Genomic DNA, 23,159 nt, shown 5'->3' on the forward strand with positions numbered 1-23,159 from the left:
CCCTGGGCACCACCGATTCTAATGTATAAAAATGAGCACTCTGTGCAAATTTGCTTAACCGCCGAAAGGCGGTTTTTCTTTTGTTGCCGAAAAACGTCCCCTCCAGTCTCCTTCTGTTCCTACCTAATTGCGTTGAGAGAGTTGATGAATCAGACCTTTTAATAGAATGAGATAAGAGACACTCCTTCCTATTGTTCGAGATACTGAATCAATGACTACTCATTCCCACCATAAACTGTGAGCAATTTGAGTTATTCGATGCCGCTTGAATTTGTTTTTCATCCAATTGGAACGCATCGCCCGCAGCGGTATTTAATAAAAGTTTCTGTGAAGCTTGTCCAAGAGACCGCACCTGGTCTTGTGCCAACAACTGATTATCAACGGCTGTATTGATCACACTACAGGTCGCGTTAATCACGTTATATTTTCCCACTGTCGCAGTGTTAACTAACCAGCCGACAATCCCTCCTACAACCATCCACACGCATGCCGAGATAAATTTTTTTGAAGACATGGATAATCCCTTACTGAATAATAATTAACCGAACATAGAGTAAATGAAACCGAGAATAAGTATAAGACTTAGCAAGGTGATTAGTATTGAAATTTTCAATCTATATTTACTGATGGCAAGAGGATACTGAAGACAAGGTAAAATTATCGCGTAAAAGCTTAGCGGGCCGTTGCTGGCGATCGTAATTGGAAAGACTAAGGGAGCTACCCTCAGCCTTTGAAGAAAACTTTATTCGTCACTCACCCGCTTAGGAATCTCCATGGGTAAATGCCCCGTTATATCTCTACCAGAAGGGCGCTGGAAAATACCGAGTTGAAAAAATCCCGCAGTTGCGTACATAAATTCAAATATTTGGGATTGCGTCTCTTCATATTCATTCCAAAACACATTGGAGGTAAAACAGTAGATCTCAATCGGTAGCCCCTCAGCGGTAGGACTGAGTTGGCGAACCACCACATACATATCGTTACAGATATCTTCTCGCTGCCGCAAATAACTCAATATATAGCCACGATAAAGCCCTAAATTGGTTATACCTTGATTAGAGGAAAGGGCAAGATTTTGCCGAATATAGTCGGCGATTTTATCGCTGATCATTGAACCCTGTTCGTCAAGACGCTCGGCTAAGGCAAGGGTTGCAAACGCTATACTCGATTGATCAATGAAGAAGCTGCGCTTAATGCGTCGACCACCGGAAGTGAACATCGGTTGCCAGTTAGTGTAAGTCTCAGTAATAAAGTTTTTAGTAGGGACTTGTGATAGCGTGTTATCCCAATTACGAATGGTGATGGTGTGCAAGGCGATATCGGTCACCTCACCACTAATATTGGCGACGGGCATCTCTATCCAATCACCCAGTTGGATGACATGAGAAGAGGAGACCTGGATGTTCGCAACAAGCGAAATAAGTGTATGTTGAAACACCAGCATCAGTACCGCAGCAATAGCACCTAAACTCGAAATAATGATGCCCGGAGATTTATTCGATAAGGTTGCAATCACCAGAATGGTAGCAATCGACGACACGACTATTTTACCGATCTGTACATACCCTTTAATCGATCCAGCCTTAGAACCATGCTTGCGGGCATAAACATCTTTAGTGGTATCCAACAATTCATTGATCAGCATCGTGATATTGACGATAAAGAGCACCCCACAAATGGTCCTTATCGCTTCGACCAAGCCTTCTGACAACCCAGGAATGAGTTGAGAAAGGAAATAGACGGTAACCACCGGAATAATATTCGCCAGCCTACGGGTGATGCGTAAGTCTTTTTTCTGAGTATCGCGCTGACTGTTGGTATGCAAAATAAATTTTCGCACAATGCTAAGTAAGAAGAATTTACAGATCACAGAGGAGACAAACCCTGCGAGTAGCATCAATGTTACGGCGAGTAGAGAGTAGGTCACTGGGGTGTTAAGTACCCAGTGCCACAGAGTCAAAAGATCTTGCATGAAAACACTCAGTAGTTGTCGACGTTAAGGAGGGCGATCATCAAATTTTTTTTAGTTTTTTTCTAGCCTAAAAATGGGTTTGACCACTATTAAAGTGAAAAAACCCAGGTTTACCAAAAATATTACTCAATGAAGCTTTCGTTAAGGTATTCCTATGCATGACTATTAAGGTTAAAACGCTTACTATGCAAAGAATTCGCTAACTTTTCGTCGCAGAAAGGGTAAACACTTACTAAACGGGCTCTAGTTTTCGGAGTAGTGAGGTGGGAGAAAATATTTTTATGAAACTACGTTGATATTTATAATATTAATTATCGAAAATCTGTTTTCTTGATTTTTACTTTGATTATTCGTGCGTATGGACTTATTTGCAATACTTTTCTTTTGTAAAAAAAACAATTTTTTACCCTCAATATTGCTGTCCTAACCCTCTTATTTGTTAATAATTAGTTTTTTTGTTATTAGAAAAACCCTTACTAAACAGTCATTAATATAATTGATTTTGATGTAGATCAAATAAACATATTAATTTTTTTTATCTTTACAAAGCAATCGATAAAAAGTATTGGCTATAGCTGAATAATTTTTCTTCTGATAAGATTATTACTATATACGCAGCCTCATTATGAGGTTGGCGAGCAACATTTTTCTAGATCAGTGAATAAATAAAATGTGAATTCTTTCCAATAAAGAAAATATGCAGTTTTATTTTTTATTTTATTGAAATAATAAACGTTAAATAAGCGGTATCTATTTTCGTTCAGGCAATAAACAGTTCATCTGTATACCCGTGTTGATAGCGGGTAAACAATTCTTATGTCAGTCATTCGCCTATTGAGATTAACCAGACCGCATTACTTTGAGAGTAAATAATGAAGAAAGTAAAAATAGGCTTGATGGCGATGATGATGTTGTCTGTTGGCCAAACATTCAGTTGCGCAGCCCAAACCCCACTTGGTTGGGCGGCCCCCATGACGACGACCACCTTAAAGGATGCCATTATGTTCGCTTTTCAGCGGGATCCTTCGGTGGGGCAACAAGCTGCTCAGGTGGGGATTGGCCAAGCGCAAATTGATCAGGCTCGCAGTGCATGGATGCCGCAGCTCTCATTAAGTGGCAGTGCAGGCCATAGTCAGACGACAGATTCCAGTGGTTCCTTAAGCAACTCTACGACATGGGGAATGAGTTTGACTCAACTTGTCTATGATTTTGGCAAAACCAATAATGCGATTAACCAAAGTGAGGCTCAGCGTAACAGCTATCGTTATCAACTGATGGCGACGCTCTCTTCCGTTGCAGAAAAAACGGCGCTAGATTACGTCGAAGTGCAGCGCTATAGCGCTCTAGTACAGGCAGCTCAGCAAAATATCGTGGCGCTACAAAGTGTTTCGCGTATGGCCCAGTTGCGTGCGCAGGCGGGGTTAAGTTCGACATCGGACGAGCTGCAAACGCGGACGCGGGTAGCCGGTATGCAAGCGACTCTGCAACAGTATCAAGCCACCTTAATGAGTGCGCGGGCAAAGCTTGCGGTATTAACGGGGATGAACGCCTCAGACTACGCACCTATACCTACGACGCTTGCGATTAAAGATACGTCACTTAACGATATCGATTATTCGTTAATCCCCTCTGTACTGGCTGCGAAAGAGATGGAGTCGTCTGCGCAATACGGTATTCAAAAAGTTCGGGCGCAATATTGGCCTACGATTAGCGTGCGCGGGGGACGCACCCGATATCAATCCAGTAATCGATCTTACTGGGATAATCAAATTCAGCTCAACGTTGATGCGCCAATTTATCAAGGCGGTGCCGTGTCAGCTCAAGTTAAGCAGGCCCAAGGCGCGAAAGAAGTGGCGGCAACGCAAGTGGACCAAGCACGCTTTGACGTATTACAAAAAGCCTCCGTTGCCTTAGCTGATTGGTTAGGCGCACAGGCCCGAATCGATGTGAATAAACAACAAGTCCTTAATGCCGATCAAACCCGTGAAGTTTATAAAAATGAATATACCTTAAATAAAAGAAGTATTAATGATCTGCTGAGTGTTGAGCAAGATGTCTGGCAAGCTACCTCTTCGCAGATTAATTCTCAATATGATGCATGGACCGCAGCGATTAATTATGCAACTTCACTTGATAACTTATTACCGTTATTAGGGATCGAAAAAAATACACGAGCGACACTGCCCGACCTTAATTAAATTAAACACAACAGCAATTTACCCATCGCTATGGGCTTTTAGGGCAATAGAAATGACTTGCTCAGGGTTGCTACATAGTTTTTTTATACCAGGAGAATAATGTGAAAACATTTGATATCGATGTTATCGCGCGGAAAACGGCAGAAAAATCCGTTTTACACGCACAAGGTAATATGGCTTTACCCCTGAAGGCACCAAGCGTTGTAGAGATTCACGGGCAAGCACAGGATGTAGTGAAATATATTCGTCAGGGTAAAGATCTCCTGATTTATATGAAAGATGGCAGCGTCATTCGCTGTAATGGTTATTTTGTTGAAGATGCGCAATCTCATGCCCATTCGGAATTAGTCTTCAACGATAATAATCAACTCACGCATATTAGTTTTGAAGATGTGGCAGAAGGTGCGGATTTGAGTGCGACGCCATTAGTGGCACACAGCACGCCGATTGACACTATTGAGCCATTTATGGCCCAGGAAGGGGTATTAAGCGATCTTCCTTGGGGATGGATTGCCGGTGCAGCGGTTGGGGGCGGCGCACTCGGTGCGTTACTGTCTAGCGGCGGCGGGCACTCTAAAACTAAAGTTATTGATAATACGCAACCCGTTGAAAAGGCCACACCGACATTTACGGTCACAGATAATCAAGGCGATAAACAAGGCTTAGTGACGGCGCAAAGCACCATCGATGACAATACCCCTACCTTTAGCGGCACGGGAGAGCCGGGTGCCACCATCCAAATTAAAGATGGAGAAGGTAACACCATTGCCAGCACGATGGTTGACAGCAAAGGGACTTGGACCGTCAACCTTCCGACGCAGACAGATGGCGCACACAGCTGGTCGGTGACACAAATTGACGGTTCAGCCTCGACCTCTGCTGGATCGATCGACGTCACCATCGTGACCGCTAAAGCTCAGCTAGTGGTTAATACCATAGCGGGTGATAACCAACTCAATGCCGATGAGCATCAAGCCGATGTCACGATCTCTGGATTAAGCCAACAGCTGGCCGAAGGGACACCCGTAACGGTTTCGATTAACGGTAAAAATTACACGGCAAGCGTTGACTCATCAGGCCAGTGGAGTGTCGTCATGCCAGCTGATGATGCGAAAGCTCTTACCGAAGGGAATTGGACTGTAACGGTCACCGCAACGGATAGCACGGGTAATCAGATCACCCAAACGCAAAATATCACGGTAGATACGCAAGCACCGACCCTAACACTGGATACCGTTGCTGGCGATCAAGTCGTTAACGCTGCGGAGCACCAAGCGGCATTGACGCTAGCGGGGACATCGAATGCTGCCAGCGGGTCAAGCGTAACCCTAACCTTTGGCGCCCAAACCTACCAAGCGACCGTTGACGATCAAGGTAAATGGCAGGTCTCTGTGCCAGCCGAAACGGTCAAAAGCCTAAAGGATGGCGATTACAGCTATACCGCCTCCATCACTGACTTAGCGGGCAATACCGCGACAGCGAGCAGCCATTTTATCGTTGATACGGCTTCGCCAGTGATCACAATTGATACCTTTGCCGGGGATGATGTCGTCAATAGCGACGAACAACAGACCGCACAACTGCTTACCGGTAAAGCGACGGGCGTGGCGGCGGGAGATCTCGTCAAGGTGACTATTGGTGATACCGTCCTGAATGGCGTGGTCGCCGCCGACGGGACTTGGAGTGTCGGCGTCCCTGCAGCAATTTTTGCCTCCCTCGCACAGGGACAACACTCTGCCACCGTATCGATCACAGATGCCGCAGGAAATACCGGGACGGCCACGCATGATTTCACGCTAAGTGGTGCGGCACCCACCTTATCGATTGAGGCAATCAGCCAAGATAATGTCATCAATGCCAATGAAGCCCTTCAGCCCTTAGCCTTGAGTGGTAAGAGTAATTTAGCGGATGGCACAGTCGTTACCGTTACCCTCAACCATATCGACTATCAGGCTACCGTGGCGCAGGGGGGATGGAAAATTACCGTGCCTGCGACAGATGTGATGCATCTCGATAATACTCTGTATACCGTCACCGTGACAGGTACAGACAGCGCGGGTAATCCAGGAAGCGCGCAAACCACGGTATTGGTTGATACCCATCTGCCGCAAGTTACCATTGATGCCTTTGCGACCGATAACCTTGTCAATCATGAGGAAATTGCTGTCGATCAGACACTCAGCGGTCGGGTTGTCGGCGCTGCGGCAGGGGATAGCATTACGGTCACTCTTGGCGGCAACACCTACACCACCACAGTTGAAAAAGACTTAACGTGGCATACCGCTATTCCTGCAGCCGATATGGCAGCATTGGGTGACGGAAAAATTGCTATCGATGTATCGGTAACAAATGCCCACGGAAACACCGGCGAAAACTCACTAGGTATTGATATCAATGCTCAACGTCCAGGGCTGCGTATCGATACAGTCTCTGGTGATGACGTGATCAATGCACTTGAACAGCAGCAAGATCTTACTGTCACCGGCAACAGTGAACATTTGGATGCTGGCACGATTATTAGCGTGACGGTTAATCAAATCGTTTACCGTGCAGTGGTGGAGAATCAAGGGCACTGGCAAATTGGTATTCCGGCGGCGGATATGGCTAATTGGCCTGCTGGCGCGTTAACGATTACCGCAACGGCAAGCGACGCCTACGGTAACAATGCGGCAATCACCCATCCTATCACGGTTAATAATGATCAGGTTGCGCTCACCATTGATACGGTATCGAGCGACGACATGATCAACGCGGCTGAGCAACAGCAAGCGTTAGTCCTTTCGGGTAAAACACAACACGTTGAAGCCGGACAGAGTGTCATCATTAAGTTTGCTGGGCAGTTATTTACTGCAAATGTTGAAAAAGAGGGTTCTTGGCATGTCACGGTGCCAGCGTCAGCAATGAGTGGGTTAACCGAGGGGCACACCGATATTTCGGCGACTGTCACCAATCAGAGTGGCAATAGTTCAGAAAGTTCTCGCACTATCACAGTGGATACCCAGCCTCCGTCCATCACTATTGATATGGTCACAGCAGATAACCTGCTTAACGCAAGCGAAGCGAAACAGCCGTTACTGCTTACCGGAGCATCGACTGCTGAAGCGGGTCAGACCGTCACCGTCTCGCTGGGTGGTAAAGAGTATACGACAACAGTTGATAAACAAGGGCATTGGCAGGTTAGCGTCCCGGCTGACGATCTTGCTGCGCTTCCCCAAGGCCAGAATGCCGTTACGGCCACCGTCGCAGATATCTCTGGCAACCCTTCTAGTGCTTCCCATGATTTTGCTGTGGATACGGTTGTGCCAGTGGTCACTATCAATACTTTGGCAGGCGATGATGTCATCAATGCGGCTGAACACCACCAAGCACAAATTCTTAGCGGGTCGGCGACCGGCGCGGCAGCCGGCGATACGGTTACAATCACCTTAAATGGCCAAACCTACACCGCAATCCTTGATGCGCAAGGACAATGGAGTACGGGTATTCCAAGTTCAGCGATCGCAGCGCTACAAGAAGGCAAAACCGAAATCAGTGTGACCGTCACCGATAAGGCGGGTAACACTGGTACCGCGACCCACGATGTCACAGTTGATACCCAAGACCCTGTACTGGTCTTTGCGACAATTGCCACTGACGCTGTAGTGAATGCCGATGAGCACCAATCGCCGTTAACACTTTCTGGTCAGAGCAGTGATCTGGCAGAAGGGACAACGGTGACGGTCACCTTGGCAGGGAAGTCCTATACAACAACCACTGACAATCAGGGTAAGTGGTCAGTGACCTTGACCGCCCAAGAGACCAACGCCTTACCCGAAGGGCAACTTTCAGTCTCTGCGAGCGCAACCAATGGTGTCGGCAACACTGTCACAACCTCGACCACCCTGACTGTCGATACACACTTACCGACAGTCAGCATTAATACCACTGCGGGCGATGATGTTATCAACGCCAGTGAGCTCGCCGCCGGACAAACACTTAGTGGCCAAGTAAGCGGTGCAGTCGCGGGCGACACCGTTACCGTACTGCTCGGAGGAAATCGTTACACCGCAACCGTGGCAAAAGATCTTACCTGGAGCATCAAGGTGTCCAGTGACGATCTCACGGCAATGGGTAACGGTCCATTGACGGTCGACGCTTCAGTCACCAATCAACATGGCAATACCGGTCATGCGCAACACGCAATAAGTATTGATGCCAATCTACCGGGGCTGCGTGTCAACACTGTCGCCGGTGACGATATTATTAACACGATTGAGCACGGCCAAAATCTTCTGGTCACGGGGTCAAGCCAAGGCCTTACCGAGAACAGTACGTTAACCGTAACCATTAATGGTAAGACCTATAGCGCTAACGTGATGGCGGATGGCAGTTGGAGTGCAGCGGTCCCAAGCAGCGATGTCAGCACCTGGCCGGCCGGCAGTCTACAAATTGCAGTTAGCGGTGAAAGCAGCGCGGGTAACCCGGTTAATATCCTACATCCTGTCACCGTTGATCTTGCCGACGTTGCAATCAGTATCAACACCGTCAGTCGTGACGATATGCTGAATGCCGCGGAGAAAGGTAAAGACTTGGCCCTGAGTGGAAGTACGCATGATGCTGCCGTAGGCAGTGACGTAACGATTACCTTTGCTGGGCATCAGTACAGCACAACCGTGGACAGTGAGGGTAAATGGGCGATAACCGTTCCTGCGGCGAATATGGTCGACCTGGCTGACGGGACTCAGTATGTGGATGTCAGTATCACAACCCCAGCGGGGAATAGCGCGCAGGCTGGCCGTGAAATTCAAGTGGATACCGTACCACCTAGCTTAACGATTGATAATCTGACGCAAGATAACGTCCTTAACGCACAAGAGTCGGCTAACGACCAGCTGATTAGCGGCAGCAGTACGGCGCAGGCTGGCCAAGAAGTCACGGTGAGTCTACAGGGTAAAGAGTATAAGGCGACCGTTGACGCGCAGGGCCATTGGCAGGTCAAAGTGCCTGCTACCGATCTGCAAGCATTAAGTGAAGGCGACACCACCCTTAGCGTGACCGTTGCCGATAAAGCAGGCAATACCACGCAAGCTGAACATAGCTTTACCGTCGACGCTCAAGCACCGGTGGTGACCATTGATAAAGTGGCTGGCGACGATATCATTAATATTGATGAACATAGCCAGGCACAAATCATTAGTGGTAGTGCCACAGGCGGCGCGGCAGGCAATACTGTTACCGTGACAATTGGCGGAAAAACCTACACCACGGTTTTAGATGAGGCTGGAAAGTGGAGTATTGGTGTTCCTGCCGCCGTCGTGTCGGGTCTTCAAGACGGTGATGTGACTATCGCCGTCACAGTCACCGATAGCGTGGGGAATGTGGGCAAAGCGAGCCACGATATTACGGTCGACACAGGATTACCATCCATTACCATTAATTCTGTGACCAGTGATAACGTCATTAATGCTGCAGAAAAAGGGCAAGACCTCACGCTCTCGGGCAGTACCCGCCATATTGAACCGGGGAATACTGTAGTCATCGCCTTTGCAGGTAAAAGCTATTCGGTGGTGGTGGATGCCAAAGGCAACTGGACCCTACACGTCCCTTCTTCAGCGCTGGCTGATCTTAAAGAAGGCAGTGCGCAAGTTCAGGTTTCCGTCCATAACGACAGTGGTAACAGTGTGCAGGCAAGCCATGACTATATCGTCGATAGTGCAACGCCAATGTTACAGCTTGATCCGATTAGCACCAATAACCTCCTAAACGCTCAAGAGGCACAACAGCCGCTGACGTTAACGGGAACGACTTCGGCGCAAACGGGGCAGACGGTCAATATCACGTTCAACAGTAAACAGTACAGTGCAACCGTTGAGGCTGACGGGTCTTGGTCGGTATCCGTACCACAAGAAGATGTTGCGGCCCTACAAGACGGGCAATACAAGGTTTCAGCTAGCGTCGTCGATATCGCTGGAAACAGCTCAACCTCGGCGATCGACCTGCTTATCGACGTGACTGCGCCAGTAACCACTATTGCCACCGTTGCTGGCGACGATATCGTCAACGCTACCGAGCATGGTCAAGCCCTGATCATTCAAGGTAAGGCCAGTGGTACAGAAACGGGTGATACCGTTGTGGTAACGCTGAACGGTAAAACCTATAACCTGGTGGTTGATGCACAAGGTCAATGGAGTCTCGGCATTCCGGCAACCGATGTTTCAGCTATGAGCGAAGGCGATTATCAGGTTACGGCAACGGTTACTGATAAAGCGGGCAATAGCCACAGCACCACCCACGATATTCATGTTGAGTTAACCGCACCGGTACTGAGCATCAACACCATTGCTGGCGATGACATCATCAACAGCACGGAAAAAGGCCAAGATATTACTGTTACCGGTCAAGCCACTGGATTGGCCTCGGGCGCAACCGTCACCGTTAACCTGAACGGCCTTCAATACACTGCGACCGTGGATGATAAAGGTCAATGGAGCACGGTGATCCCAGCCGCCGATGCCGCCAACCTAGGGGAGGCGAATTACGTCGTCACCGCTTCAGCAGTGAATGATGCCGGAAATAGTGGCAGTACTTCTCATGCCCTCTCGGTTGGTACTCAGACGCCACTGGTTATCATTAACACTGTCGCAGGCGATGATGTGATCAACGCCAGTGAGTTAGCGGCAGGGCAAACCTTAAGCGGTAAAGTCAGTGGCGCGGCCGCGGGCGATACCGTGACGGTTCATCTGGGTGGCAACACCTACACCGCCACCGTGGCTAACGATCTGACCTGGAGTGTTAAGGTATCCAGTGACGATCTCACGGCGATGGGTAACGGTGCCTTGACTGTCGAGGCTTCGGTCACTAATAAAACTGGCAATACCGGCCATGCAGAGCATGCCATCAGTATTGATGCCAACTTACCGGGATTACGCGTTGATACCGTGGCGGGCGATGACATCATCAACACCATTGAGCACAACCAAAATCTGATCATTACTGGTTCGAGCCAAGGGATTGCCGCAAACAGTGCCTTAACTGTCACCATTAACGGTAAGACCTACAACGCCACAGTGCTGGCGGATGGCTCGTGGAGCGCGGCAGTGCCGAGTAGCGATGTCAGCACTTGGGCAGCAGGTCGCGTACAAATTGCGGTCAGTGGAGAGAGCAGTGCCGGTAACCCAGTGGCTATCTTGCATCCGGTCACCGTCGATCTGGCAGAGGTGGCGATCAGCATCGATACCGTAAGCAGTGACGATAGGCTGAATGCCGCAGAAAAAGGCCAAGATCTGGCACTCAGTGGCAGCACGCACGATGTAGCAGAAGGCAGCACCGTGACCGTAAAATTTGCCGGACACCAATACAGCACCACTGTCGGCAGCGACGGTAGCTGGACGTTGACAGTTCCTGCCGCGGATATGTCTGGGCTTTACGATGGCCAGCGCAACGTTGAGGTCAGCGTCTCCACGCCAAATGGTAACAGTGCGCAAGCGGGCCGCGAGATCCTGGTCGATACCGTGGCACCAAGCCTGACGATCGATAACCTTACGCAAGATAACGTTCTGAATGCCAAAGAGGCGGGCAGTGACCAGCTGATCAGCGGCAGCAGCACGGCGCAAGCAGGTCAAACCGTGACGGTGACCCTAAACGGTGAGAAGTACCAGACCACTGTTGATGCACAAGGCCACTGGCAGGTTGAGATCCCAGCGGCCGATCTGCAGGCGCTAAACAATGGACAAATCACTGTCAACGCAAGCGTTGCAGACAAAGCGGGCAATAGCATCGAGGCGACACACAACGTTCAAGTGGATCTGCAAGCGCCAGTGATCACGGTTGATCGCGTGGCAGGGGATGATGTCATCAACGTCACCGAGCACGGCCAAGCGCAAGTTATCACCGGCAGGGCGACCGGTGGCGAAGCGGGCAACCGCGTGGTAGTGACCATTGCTGGCAATACCTATAACACGGTGCTGGATGCGTCGGGTCACTGGAGTGTCGGTGTGCCTGCTTCGGTGATCGCCGGACTGCAAGACGGTAACGTGACGATTGCAGTCACCGTAACCGACAGTGCGGGTAATGTGGGCAGTGCCAGCCACGACATTAAGGTGGACACAGGGCTACCTACCTTATCGATTAACACCATTGCTGGCGATGACATCATCAACAGCACGGAAAAAGGCCAAGATCTCACGATCACCGGTCAAGCGACGGGACTGGCTTCGGGCATTAAGGTCACGGTGAACCTTAACGGCCATCAATACACTGCAACAGTGGATGACAAAGGCAATTGGAGTACGGTAGCGCCTGCCGCTGATGTGGCGAATCTGGGTGAGGCGATCTACTCGGTAAGTGCTTCGGCGACTAATGATGTCGGTAATAATGTTAGTACTGTTCATGCTATTACGGTCGATACCACGGCCCCGGTTATCAGTATAAACACTGTTGCCGGCGATGATGTGCTCAATGCGGCAGAGCAACAACAGCCTCTGGTCTTAGGGGGCAGTACCACGGCGCAAGCGGGCCAGACGGTGACTGTCAGCTTAGGAAGCCACCACTACACCACTACGGTGAAAGCTGATGGATCTTGGCAGGTATCTGTCGCGAGTGATGACCTAAAAGGCCTCGCTCAAGGGACCAACAGTATCAGCGTATCGGTAACGGATCGTGCTGGGAATGAGGGACATACTGCTCATGACCTCACCGTGGATACTCAAGCACCAACGATCACTATCGATACCGTGGCTGGCGATGACATTATCAACAGCGATGAGCAGAAAGTGGGGCAAACGCTCAGCGGCAGTACATCGGCGGAAGTGGGGCAGTCAGTAACCGTGACCTTTAATGGCCATAGTTATACCACTACGGTCGATAAAGACGGTAAGTGGTCCGTGGCAGTTTCGGCGCAAGACCTTGTTGGACTCCGTGATGGGGACTACACCGTTACGGCCTCGGTGACCGATAAAGCGGGCAACCCAGGTCAAGCAACCCATGCCGTAACGCTTAATGGTGACGTCCCGACGATAACCATTAATACCTTTGCGGCAGATGATGTGGTGAATGCAGCGGAACATAGCCAACCATTAGTCGTCAGTGGTACCACCACCGCACCAGCTGGCCAACAGGTCTCGATTACGTTAAATGGTAAGACTTACACCGCTGTCGTCGATAATAAAGGAAATTGGCAAGCCACGGTCAGTAGTAAGGATGTCACTGCGCTCGAGGATGGTGAAACTTATGCAATTCAAGCGCAGGTCACCAACAGCATCGGTAACAGTGGATCGGCGGCTCACAGCATAAACGTTGATATTTCCGCCCCAAGTATGGGAATTACTATTGATGCATTGAAAGATGATACTGGGCTGAGTGCTACGGATTTCATCACCAACGATGCAAAAGTGGTGCTAAACGGTAAGTTAACGGCTGCCTTAGCCGGTGATGAACATGCCGAAATCAGTCTGGATGGCGGTACAACCTGGCAAACCCTCACTGTCACTGGCACTCACTGGACCTTTAGTGATGGACGTACCTTAGCTGACGGGTCTTGGGATTACCAAGTTCGAGTCATCGATGATGCAGGGAATGTCGGCGCGACCGCTGAACAAAAAGTCATAGTTGATACCACAGCACCTGATGCAGCCACGATCACTATTGATGGGATTCTTCGGGATACTGGCCTGTCGGATCATGATTTTATCACCAGTGATACTCGGCTGTCCGTCACGGGCACCTTGGGCGCAGCGCTGGGTAAAGATGATCATGCACAAGTCAGCATTGATGGCGGGAAAACCTGGGTAGATGTCAGTGTAAGCGATAAAACGTGGACCTATGTCGATAGCCGGACCCTGACCGATGGTCAATATAATTACCAAGTTAGGGTCATTGATGAGGCAGGTAATATCAGTGCGACCGCCAGCCAAGTGGTCATTGTCGATACGCAAGTTCCAGATAGCGCGAAAACGATCTCAATCGATAGTATCGATCAAGATACCGGTCTGAACAGTAACGACTTTATTACCAGCGACACGTCACTCACGGTCAAAGGGTCACTCGGTGCCTCACTCTCGGCAAATGAGTATGCGCAGATTAGCCTTGACGACGGTAAGACGTGGCAGAATGTCAATGTGATCGGCACGCAATGGAACTTTACTGATAGCCGTACCTTAGCAGATGGCAACTACACCTATTGGGTGCGGGTGGTTGATGCGGCAGGCAATGTCGGGGCCTTTACCCATCAACAGGTGACAATTGATACGATTGCGCCAGATGTGGCAGAGAAAGTCACGGTTGATGACATTACTGTCGACAGCGGTTTTGATGCGCATGATTTTTTAACCAATCAAACCTCGTACACCTTAGAAGGTTCATTAGGTAAAGCCTTAAATACTAACGAATATGTCCAAGTCAGTGTCGATGGCGGTAACACGTGGACCGATGCGGTAGTAGAGGGTACCACTTGGCACTATCAAGAAAGTCGTACGCTGTCAGATGACGTCTATAACTACCAAATTCGGGTCATTGACGAAGCGGGTAATATCGGGGCCACCACCTCGCAAAAAGTCACGGTCGATACCAAAGCCCCTGACTATGGTATTACCATTGATGGTATTAGCGAGGATACTGGACAGTCTGTAAGCGACTTTATCACCCTTGACCAAACACTGACCTTGAAAGGGTCGTTGGGCAGTGCATTGGCGAGTGATGAGCGAGTACAGATTAGCCTTGATGGCGGGCAAACGTGGGTGGATGCCACTGTCACCGATAAGCAGTGGACCTATAGTGACAGCCGTACCCTTACAGATGGCGACTATCAGTATCAAGTCCGCATTATTGACCAAGCAGGTAATGTGGGATCGGTCGCACATCAGACCGTTACGGTGGATACGACTGCACCAGCCAGCCATGGCAGTATTGTCAGCTACACGGACGATCAAGGTGAACGTCAAGGTAACTTCGGTGCGAAAGTGGCAACGGATGATACAGCACCTGTTATCAATGGCACCCTGACTCAAGCAGTTGCTAAAGGTGATATTGTGCAGATCTTCCGTGATGGTGTGCTGCTGGGGCTCGCCACGATGACTGATGCGACGCATTGGACATACCAAGACAGCGGTCTGGCCGATGGCAAACACAGTTATTTTGTGCGCGTTATGGACCTTGCGGGTAACTATACCGACTCCGATGCCTTCAATATGAAGGTCGATACGACAATCCCGACAACGGTTGCGACCATTGATACGGTGACGACTTCGGATACGACACCCATTATTAAAGGCACTGTCTCGGCGAGCCTTGAGAAGGGTGAATATATTCAAGTCACGGTTGACGGAAAAACCTATACCTCTGAAAACGATGGCGCCGTGGTGGTCGATTATGCCCACAACACTTGGTACCTTCAGGTGCCTGATAGCGCTGCATTGGCGGTTAACAGTTACGACGTGACGGCGCAAATCAAAAGTAGTGCGGGTAACGGTAACACCACAGGCCTTGCCCATGGCAGCCTAGTGGTCAACACCGAAAGCGTGAACACCGATTGGGCAACGACTGCGGGTGCGGCCCATAACTCCACCATGCTGATTGGTACCAATAGCCAAGGGTTATGGACGATCGGTACGAATAGCCAAATGTTCAATGGTAACGACGTCTCAAGCTATGACGCGAATAAGTTAATCGATAAGCGCGCATCGCTGGTCAGTATGACAGGGGCTGACGTTGATCGTAGCGGTGTACAAACCCTTTACGGCACCGAAACAACCTATAGCGGGAGTACACAGATTACCTGGAGCTTTGATGGCACTGATTACAATGCCAAGCAACTCGCCATGGGAACAACAATCTGGTACGGCGGCGTTATGGCTTATGACCGGACAGGAGATGGTTACCTCGACTTAGCCTATGGCGATGCGGGGATGGATTCATTGACTTATCTGAACAACAACAAAGGAGTGTTAACGCCAGATGGGACCGGTGGAGAAAGCTCCTTTTACGGGCAGTTTGATTCCGGCCGTGAAATTTCAGGGGTTGACCTGAATAACGACGGCACCGTGGATATCGTTCAGCACACTAACCGCGGGGGCGCTTACACCTTAACGGTTATTAATAACAAGGGTGATGGTAGCCTCGCGGTTGGACAGGATGTGACCGGCGTTTTTGTGGGTAACGGAGCGAACAGTAACAATGCCGCGTCCATGACCTGGGCGGATTTTAACGGCGACGGTTACATGGATCTGTATATTGCGAGCGGATATAAAAGCAACCCGGGTCTTATCTATTACAACGACGGGAAAGGTAAACTTGCTACCACCGGCACGGCGATTGAATCAACGGGTGCTACGCAAGGTTATCTCTCCACAGCCGTCGATTGGAACGGTGATGGCCAAATGGATGTGGTGAAATTCAGCACGTTCGGTGGGGCACAAACGGCAACGCTATTTACCAATAACAATCACGGAGCCATTTTCACGGCGAGTAATTTGGCCAGTAAGCTGGTGAATGTGACGGGGATTGCGGCAATGGATTATGACTGGAATGGCACACAAGACCTGCTGGTTTCGCAGCAAAACGGTAAAGTGGTATTAATCCAGAACAATAACCAGATTGCTGATGGCACAGCCATGCATTTACGCATCGTAGACAGTGAAGGGATCAATGTTTTTTATGGAAATACCGTTAATCTATACAACTCCGCTGGTAAGTTAGTGGCCTCACAAATTATTAATGCGCAATCAGGCATTGGTGTGAACGACACTTCAGCATTAGTAAGTTTCTATGGCTTAAATCCTAATGATACGTATTCGGCTCAATTAGTAAAAATTACTAATGGGAGGTCGGACAATGTGACCTGGGATAACCTCGCAGCGGGTAATGGAAAAGAGAGCTACTCCTTAACGGCTGATGCCGCAACAGGCGGTCACAGCGGTACCTTAAGCGGGACAGGTTATAACGATACCTTTGTGGCAGAAGAGGGGTCTTATACCTATAACGGCGGCGGTGGCTGGACGACCCGTTCTGACCATGATAGCTGGAGCAGTACCGGAGGGGTCGATGTGGTGGATTATCGTAATGCCACTGCGGGAGTCAAAGTCGACCTCAGCATTTCCTCGGCTCAGGATACCGGCTTCAATACATCACGTTTAGTCAATATTGAGGGGATCAACGGCTCCGATTTCAATGATGTTATTACCGGAAATAAAGGGGATAACCAATTCGAAGGCCGTGGCGGTAACGACACCTTTAATATTGGCAATGGCGGTCACGATACGATGTTGTATAAGTTGATCAATAGCGCTGATGCAACAGGTGGAAATGGGAGTGACGTCGTGAATGGCTTCACTGTCGGCAGTTGGGAAGCCACAGCGGATACTGACCGTATCGACTTAAGGGAGCTATTGAGCGGTTCCGGCTATAAAGGGGATGGTTCAGCCAGTTATGTTGACGGCGTGGCAACGATTGGTGCAAGTGCCGGTAATATTACCGATTACTTACATGTTGTTCACAATGGCAGCAATACCGAGATCCAGATCGACAGAGATGGAACCGGCAGTCAGTTTGATGCCACAACGGTAGTCACTCTGAATGGGGTGCAGACTGACTTAGCGACCTTACTGGCGAATCACCAGCTGTTAGTGGTGTAGCAGCCTCTCCCCATGGGGTAGCCCATGGGGACTCTTTTCATTGATTACCGTCCTCGGCGGGGTCGTCTTCAACCGACGAATCCCCCGCCGGCGAGGACTTCTATTGAGTTGTTTGAGTAGGTATTTGTTATGAAAACGCATCCTTACTATGAGCCTTGGTTGCAGGCGATGTTGAGTGTTGCAAAATTTTATCGTCTGGATTTCTCTCAAGAACATGTCCGGATGACCATTAATCATGAAAGCCAATCCCCGGAACAATGGGTATTGGAAGATATGGCGAAACAATTGGGTCTTAGTCTGCGCACTGTGGCGGCGGATCCGCATCTTCTTGACCCGTATCGTTTGCCCTTAGTGGTGGAACTGACCGAACAGCAGATTGCCGTCATCACCAAAATGGATGATAGCGGTTCGCTTAGCCTTCAATTTAGCGGTGAACAAGGCTTAGAGACCAGGCTAACGCGGGAAGAACTCGCCGCACGCCTGCAACGTATCATTGTATTACGACCGGTAGAATCGGTGCGTGATGCGCGCGTTGATGACTATATCCAACCCTATCAAAAAAATTGGTTCTGGCAGCTCGCTCTTAAAGATTGGCGGCGCTACAGCGATATCATGATCGTTGCCCTAGTCGCCAACGTGTTGGCGTTGTCAGGTATGATTTTTTCAATGCAAATCTACGATCGTGTTGTCCCTGCACAATCTGTGCCAACGCTTTGGGTACTCTTCAGTGGCGTCATGATTGCCATTTTATTTGAGTTTACGATGCGCATGTTACGTGTGCATATTTCGGATGTGATCGGTAAGCGTGCCGATTTACGTATTTCCGAACGAGTATTCGCCCATGCGTTGCGGATCAAGAATGGTAAGCGTTCCCGCTCAACAGGGTCCTTTATCTCACAAATCCGAGAGCTAGAGTCGGTGCGTGAGCTTATTACCTCGACCACCATCTCGGCCTTTTCCGACTTACCTTTCTTCTTATTTTTTGTGGCGATCTTATGGATGATCGGCGGGCCGCTCGTGTTCGTCGTGTTATTAGCCGTGCCACTGTTAGTGATTCCGGGATTATTGATCCAGATTCCCCTCGCTAAATTATCGGCAGAAGGGATGCGTGAGTCGGCGATTCGTAACGCGACGTTAGTTGAAGCGGTACAGGGCATTGAAGACATTAAACTGATGCGCGCGGAGCAGCGTTTTCAGAATCAGTGGAACAACACTAACGATGTAGCCGCAACGGTTGGTATGAAACAACGCTGGCTGACCGGCTTATTGATGACTTGGACCCAAGAAGTCCAATCGATCGTCTATGCCGTGGTACTGCTTGTGGGTTGCTACTTAGTCATGAGTGGGGATATGACCACCGGCGCCCTGGTGGGAACTTCCATTCTTGCCTCACGGACTATTGCACCGCTGTCACAAATTTCTGGCGTACTGTCACGTTGGCAATCAGCGAAAGTCGCTCGTAAAGGGCTGGATGAGTTAATGCAACGACCGATCGATGACCCTTTAGCCAGTAAACGTGTTCATAAAGCTCATCTTCAAGGTCATTATCAGCTGAAGAACGTCAGTTTCTACTATGACGAGGAAGAGAAAACAGAAGTCTTAAGTCTTGCGCAATTGACGATCAAACCCGGCGAGAAAATCGCCTTATTAGGACGCAATGGCTCTGGTAAAAGTACCTTATTGCAGTTACTTGCTGCCATGCAAGAACCCCAAGCGGGCAGTATCTTGTTAGACGATATCGCACTAGCCCACCTCGACCCTGCTGATTTACGGCGTGATATGCAATTACTGACCCAGCACGCACGGCTATTTTTCGGTTCGATCCGCGACAACATTACGCTGGGGAATCCGTTAGCCAGCGATGAAGAGATCCACCATGCGCTAACCTTGAGTGGAGCCCTCGACTTTGTGCGCAACCAAAAGCTAGGCTTAAATGCGCTGGTCAATGAAGGGGGCTTTGGTATGTCGGGCGGACAGCGCCAGGCATTATTATTGTCGCGTGCAATATTAACCTCGCCCTCCATTTTATTATTAGACGAACCGACCGCTTCCTTAGACGAGATGAGCGAACAACATTTTATTCATGCGTTACGCCAGTGGCTCAATCCTAGCAAAACACTCGTGATTGCCACCCACCGCCTAGCAGCCCTTGAACTGGTTGATCGGATTATCATTCTTGATAACGGCAAAATTATCAAAGATGGTCCGCGCGACGCTATTTTACAGCAGAGTGGATTGTCACGCCCTGGGGCAACGCGTCGAGTGACCTTACGTAATACGCCGACCACTGAAGAGGCCAACGCATGAGTGAAATTAATCAATACAACAGTCGCTTACGGGAACCAAAATTACCGCGTTCAACGCTGGTTGCGTGGAGCCTGTTTGCCTTGCTCTGCGTGTTTATTACTTGGGCGAGTTTTTTCCACTTGGATGAAGTGACAACCGGTAATGGTAAAGTCGTGCCTTCCTCACATGAACAAGTGATTCAATCGTTGGAAGGGGGCATCGTCCATAATTTATTTGTGAAAGAGGGCGATATTGTTGAAGAAGGTCAACCCCTTGCCCAGTTGGACCGGACTAAAACGCAGTACAGTGTGATGGAGAGCGAGTCGAGATTGAATGCCGCGCTGGCAACGGCGGCGCGGTTGAATGCCGAAGTGAATGGTACGCCTTTAACCTTTCCTCCAGAGATTATGAATGACAGTGGATTGATTAAACAGGAAACCGCGTTGTATGAGTCACGACGCGCCAGTTTAGCAAAAGGGCTAGCGGGATTACGCGAAGGGGTGGTGTTAGTGCAACGAGAACTGACCATGACACAGCCTTTAGTGAAATTGGGGGCGGCCAGCAATGTGGAAGTGTTACGCTTACAGCGGCAGAAAAACGATCTGGAAAGTAAGATTACCGAGATGCAAAACCAGTATTACGTGAAGGCCCGTGAAGAGTTAGCGAAAGCGAATGAAGAAATTGAAGCGCAACGCTCCGTTACTCGTGGTCGGGAGGATTCACTGACTCGTCTTACCTTCAATGCTCCCGTACGTGGCATTGTAAAAGATATTGATGTGACCACGGTGGGCGGCGTTATTCCCCCTAATGGTAAGTTAATGACCTTGGTGCCGCTCGATGATCAAATGGTTATTGAGGCAAAAATCGCGCCCCGCGACGTGGCATTTATCCATCCCGGTCAGAAGGCGATGGTAAAGATTACTGCTTATGATTACTCCATTTTTGGCGGATTACCGGGCGAGGTTACTATGATATCGCCCGATACCATTCAAGATGAGGTGAAACGCGATATTTTTTACTATCGAGTCTATATCCGCACCAACAGTAATCATTTGGAAAACCGCGATCATAAGCAGTTCCCCATCTTTCCCGGCATGATTGCAACGGTTGATATCAAAACCGGCCATAAAACGGTATTGCAATATCTCATTAAGCCGTTAAATAAAGCGAAAGAAGCGTTACGCGAACGTTAATCGTTGATAGACCAGGCGGGTTAGCCCCGTCTGGTCAGATTCTTGCTAACTTCACTGATCTTCTTTCGTCACACCCTGATCAAAAAAACATCAATTTCGGATAATTAACGTTGCTCATGGACGCTATTTGTTATATTTTGACGTAAAATTTCACTATTCTTAACGAATTCTTAATATCTCAGAGTCAAGTATGTCATCAAGGATGAAGCCCCTTTCTTATACTATCCAAGTGATAACGGCCGGTTTGACAGCTTTCACCGCATTAGCCTACGCCGCCCCCTTTATCGACCAGCAACAACAGCATATCCAGACGCAGCAATCGGCCAAAGACGCCCAACTGACGCCTGCGACGCCCGATATCTCACTCGATAAATCGTTACCGAAAAATATCGAAGGTCCTTTTGTTCAGGAAAGCCCGTGCTTCCCGATTAAAAAAGTGCATTTGACTGGAACCGATCCCTTACCTTGGTGGTTTCGAGTGCAGGCGATCGCCGATCAGGGGGTGGGGCACTGTCTTGGTGTGCAAGGGATCAATCAGTTAATGGGGCGTATACAAAACCGGTTGATTACACACGGATGGGTAACCTCTCGCGTGCTGGTTCCCGCTCAAGACCTCAGTCAGGGAGAATTAACGCTGTCGGTCGTCGCTGGAAAGTTGGGGCAAGTGCGTTATGCGGCAGGCTCTGATCAGCGTGCAACCTTGGCAACGTCAGTCCCCGGCTCCTCTGGAAAATTATTGGACCTGCGTGATATCGAACAAGGACTTGAAAATCAACAACGCCTGCCCACCGTTGAAGATACGATGGAAATTGTCCCGGGTGAAAAAGAGGGTGAGAGTGACGTCGTCATCACTCGTCGACAGGCGAAAATATGGCGGGTCAATCTTTGGGCCGACGACTCGGGAACCAAAAGTACAGGTCGTACGCAAGTCGGTGGGATGTTAGCCGTGGATAATCCCTTTTCACTCAGTGATTTACTCTATGTTTCCGCCAGCCATGACATTGGATTTAAAGGACATAAACAGAGTAAAAATATCAACGGCCATTACTCTGTTCCTCTCGGCTACTGGTTGCTTGAAGTAACAGGTGGCGAATATGACTACGTTCAGAATGTGGCGGGATATAACGGTGATATCCGCTACTCTGGAAAAAGTAAAAATCTTAATGTTGGGGTAAGTCGCGTCATTCAGCGCAACGCCAGCGGTAAAACCACACTGCGCAGTAGCTTGCTGATCCGTGAGTTACAAAACTATATCGATCGAAGCGAAATTGAGGTGCAACGCCGACGAACCAGTGCGTGGCAGTTAGGTCTTGACCATCGGCATTATTTTGGCCCCGTTACGCTTAATGGCAGTGTGAATTACCAACATGGTACCCGTTGGTTCGGAGCGTTACCCGCCTATGAAGAGCAATATGAAGCCGGTTATCGCGCGACGGCGAAAAGTAAAATATTCACTTGGAACCTTGGACTGGACTGGCCTTTTCAGCTGGCTGACCAGAACTTCCGTTATCAACTCACCTATCTTCGCCAACAGAGTTCGACGCCATTAACCTCTCCCGATCAGTTAGCGATTGGTAACCGTTGGACAGTTCGAGGCTTTAACGGTGAACGAACGCTCAGTGCCAGTCACGGCTGGTATGTACAAAATACGGTTGCATGGCAGACGCCGCTGCCGAGTCAAGAACTCTATCTTGGCGCGGACTATGGCGAAGTCGGGGGGCGCAGTGACGGCTCTACGCTGATTGGCCGACATTTAGCGGGCAGTGTAGTCGGGGTAAGAGGATCCTTGTCAAGTATGGGATTGGGATATGACCTCTTTGCAGGGACGCCATTAGCTAAACCCAAGGGGTTTAAGACTGACAAGGTGACCTTTGGATTTAGCGTCAATTGGCAGTATTAATACAGG

6 protein-coding genes and 3 pseudogenes are annotated in these 23,159 nt (G+C 49.3%); 7 read left to right on the top strand and 2 right to left on the bottom strand.

Annotated features, from left to right (window positions below; all coding sequences use genetic code 11):
- Positions 1 to 208: 208 nt before the first annotated feature.
- On the bottom strand, positions 209 to 514 hold the full coding sequence (locus tag MKR94_RS04375; protein ID WP_241645594.1) for a hypothetical protein: 306 nt from the start codon (positions 512 to 514) through the stop codon (positions 209 to 211).
- Between the two features lie 228 nt (positions 515 to 742).
- A complete protein-coding gene (locus tag MKR94_RS04380) occupies positions 743 to 1,972 on the bottom strand; it encodes a mechanosensitive ion channel family protein (RefSeq protein WP_241645595.1) in 1,230 nt (409 codons plus the stop codon).
- Positions 1,973 to 2,877: 905 nt separating this feature from the next.
- On the opposite strand from MKR94_RS04380, the gene MKR94_RS04385 reads away from it, so the two are divergent.
- The 7 genes and pseudogenes from MKR94_RS04385 (at position 2,878) to MKR94_RS04405 (ending at position 23,153) form a co-directional block, all read left to right on the top strand.
- A complete protein-coding gene (locus tag MKR94_RS04385; RefSeq protein ID WP_422047495.1) occupies positions 2,878 to 4,170 on the top strand; it encodes a TolC family outer membrane protein in 1,293 nt (430 codons plus the stop codon).
- A 101-nt stretch (positions 4,171 to 4,271) separates the two neighbouring features.
- Positions 4,272 to 8,021, top strand: a pseudogene (locus MKR94_RS17425) (Ig-like domain-containing protein); the annotation flags it as partial.
- Positions 8,022 to 15,722 (top strand): annotated as a pseudogene (locus MKR94_RS04390) (Ig-like domain-containing protein); the annotation flags it as partial.
- Between the two features lie 453 nt (positions 15,723 to 16,175).
- Positions 16,176 to 17,774 (top strand): annotated as a pseudogene (locus tag MKR94_RS17120) (FG-GAP repeat domain-containing protein); the annotation flags it as partial.
- 129 nt (positions 17,775 to 17,903) lie between these two features.
- A complete protein-coding gene (locus MKR94_RS04395) occupies positions 17,904 to 20,081 on the top strand; it encodes a type I secretion system permease/ATPase (RefSeq protein ID WP_241645597.1) in 2,178 nt (725 codons plus the stop codon).
- Positions 20,078 to 21,253: an HlyD family type I secretion periplasmic adaptor subunit gene (locus MKR94_RS04400; RefSeq protein ID WP_241645598.1), complete on the top strand. Its 1,176-nt coding sequence runs from the start codon at positions 20,078 to 20,080 to the stop codon at positions 21,251 to 21,253. Before MKR94_RS04395 ends, MKR94_RS04400 begins: the two co-directional genes overlap by 4 nt.
- A gap of 202 nt (positions 21,254 to 21,455) precedes the next feature.
- Positions 21,456 to 23,153, top strand: coding sequence for a ShlB/FhaC/HecB family hemolysin secretion/activation protein (locus MKR94_RS04405; protein ID WP_422047496.1), 1,698 nt, complete (start codon positions 21,456 to 21,458; stop codon positions 23,151 to 23,153).
- The last annotated feature ends 6 nt before the right edge of the window (positions 23,154 to 23,159 follow it).

It is taken from the genome of Rosenbergiella metrosideri (genome assembly GCF_022602565.1).
Taxonomy (GTDB): domain Bacteria; phylum Pseudomonadota; class Gammaproteobacteria; order Enterobacterales; family Enterobacteriaceae; genus Rosenbergiella; species Rosenbergiella metrosideri.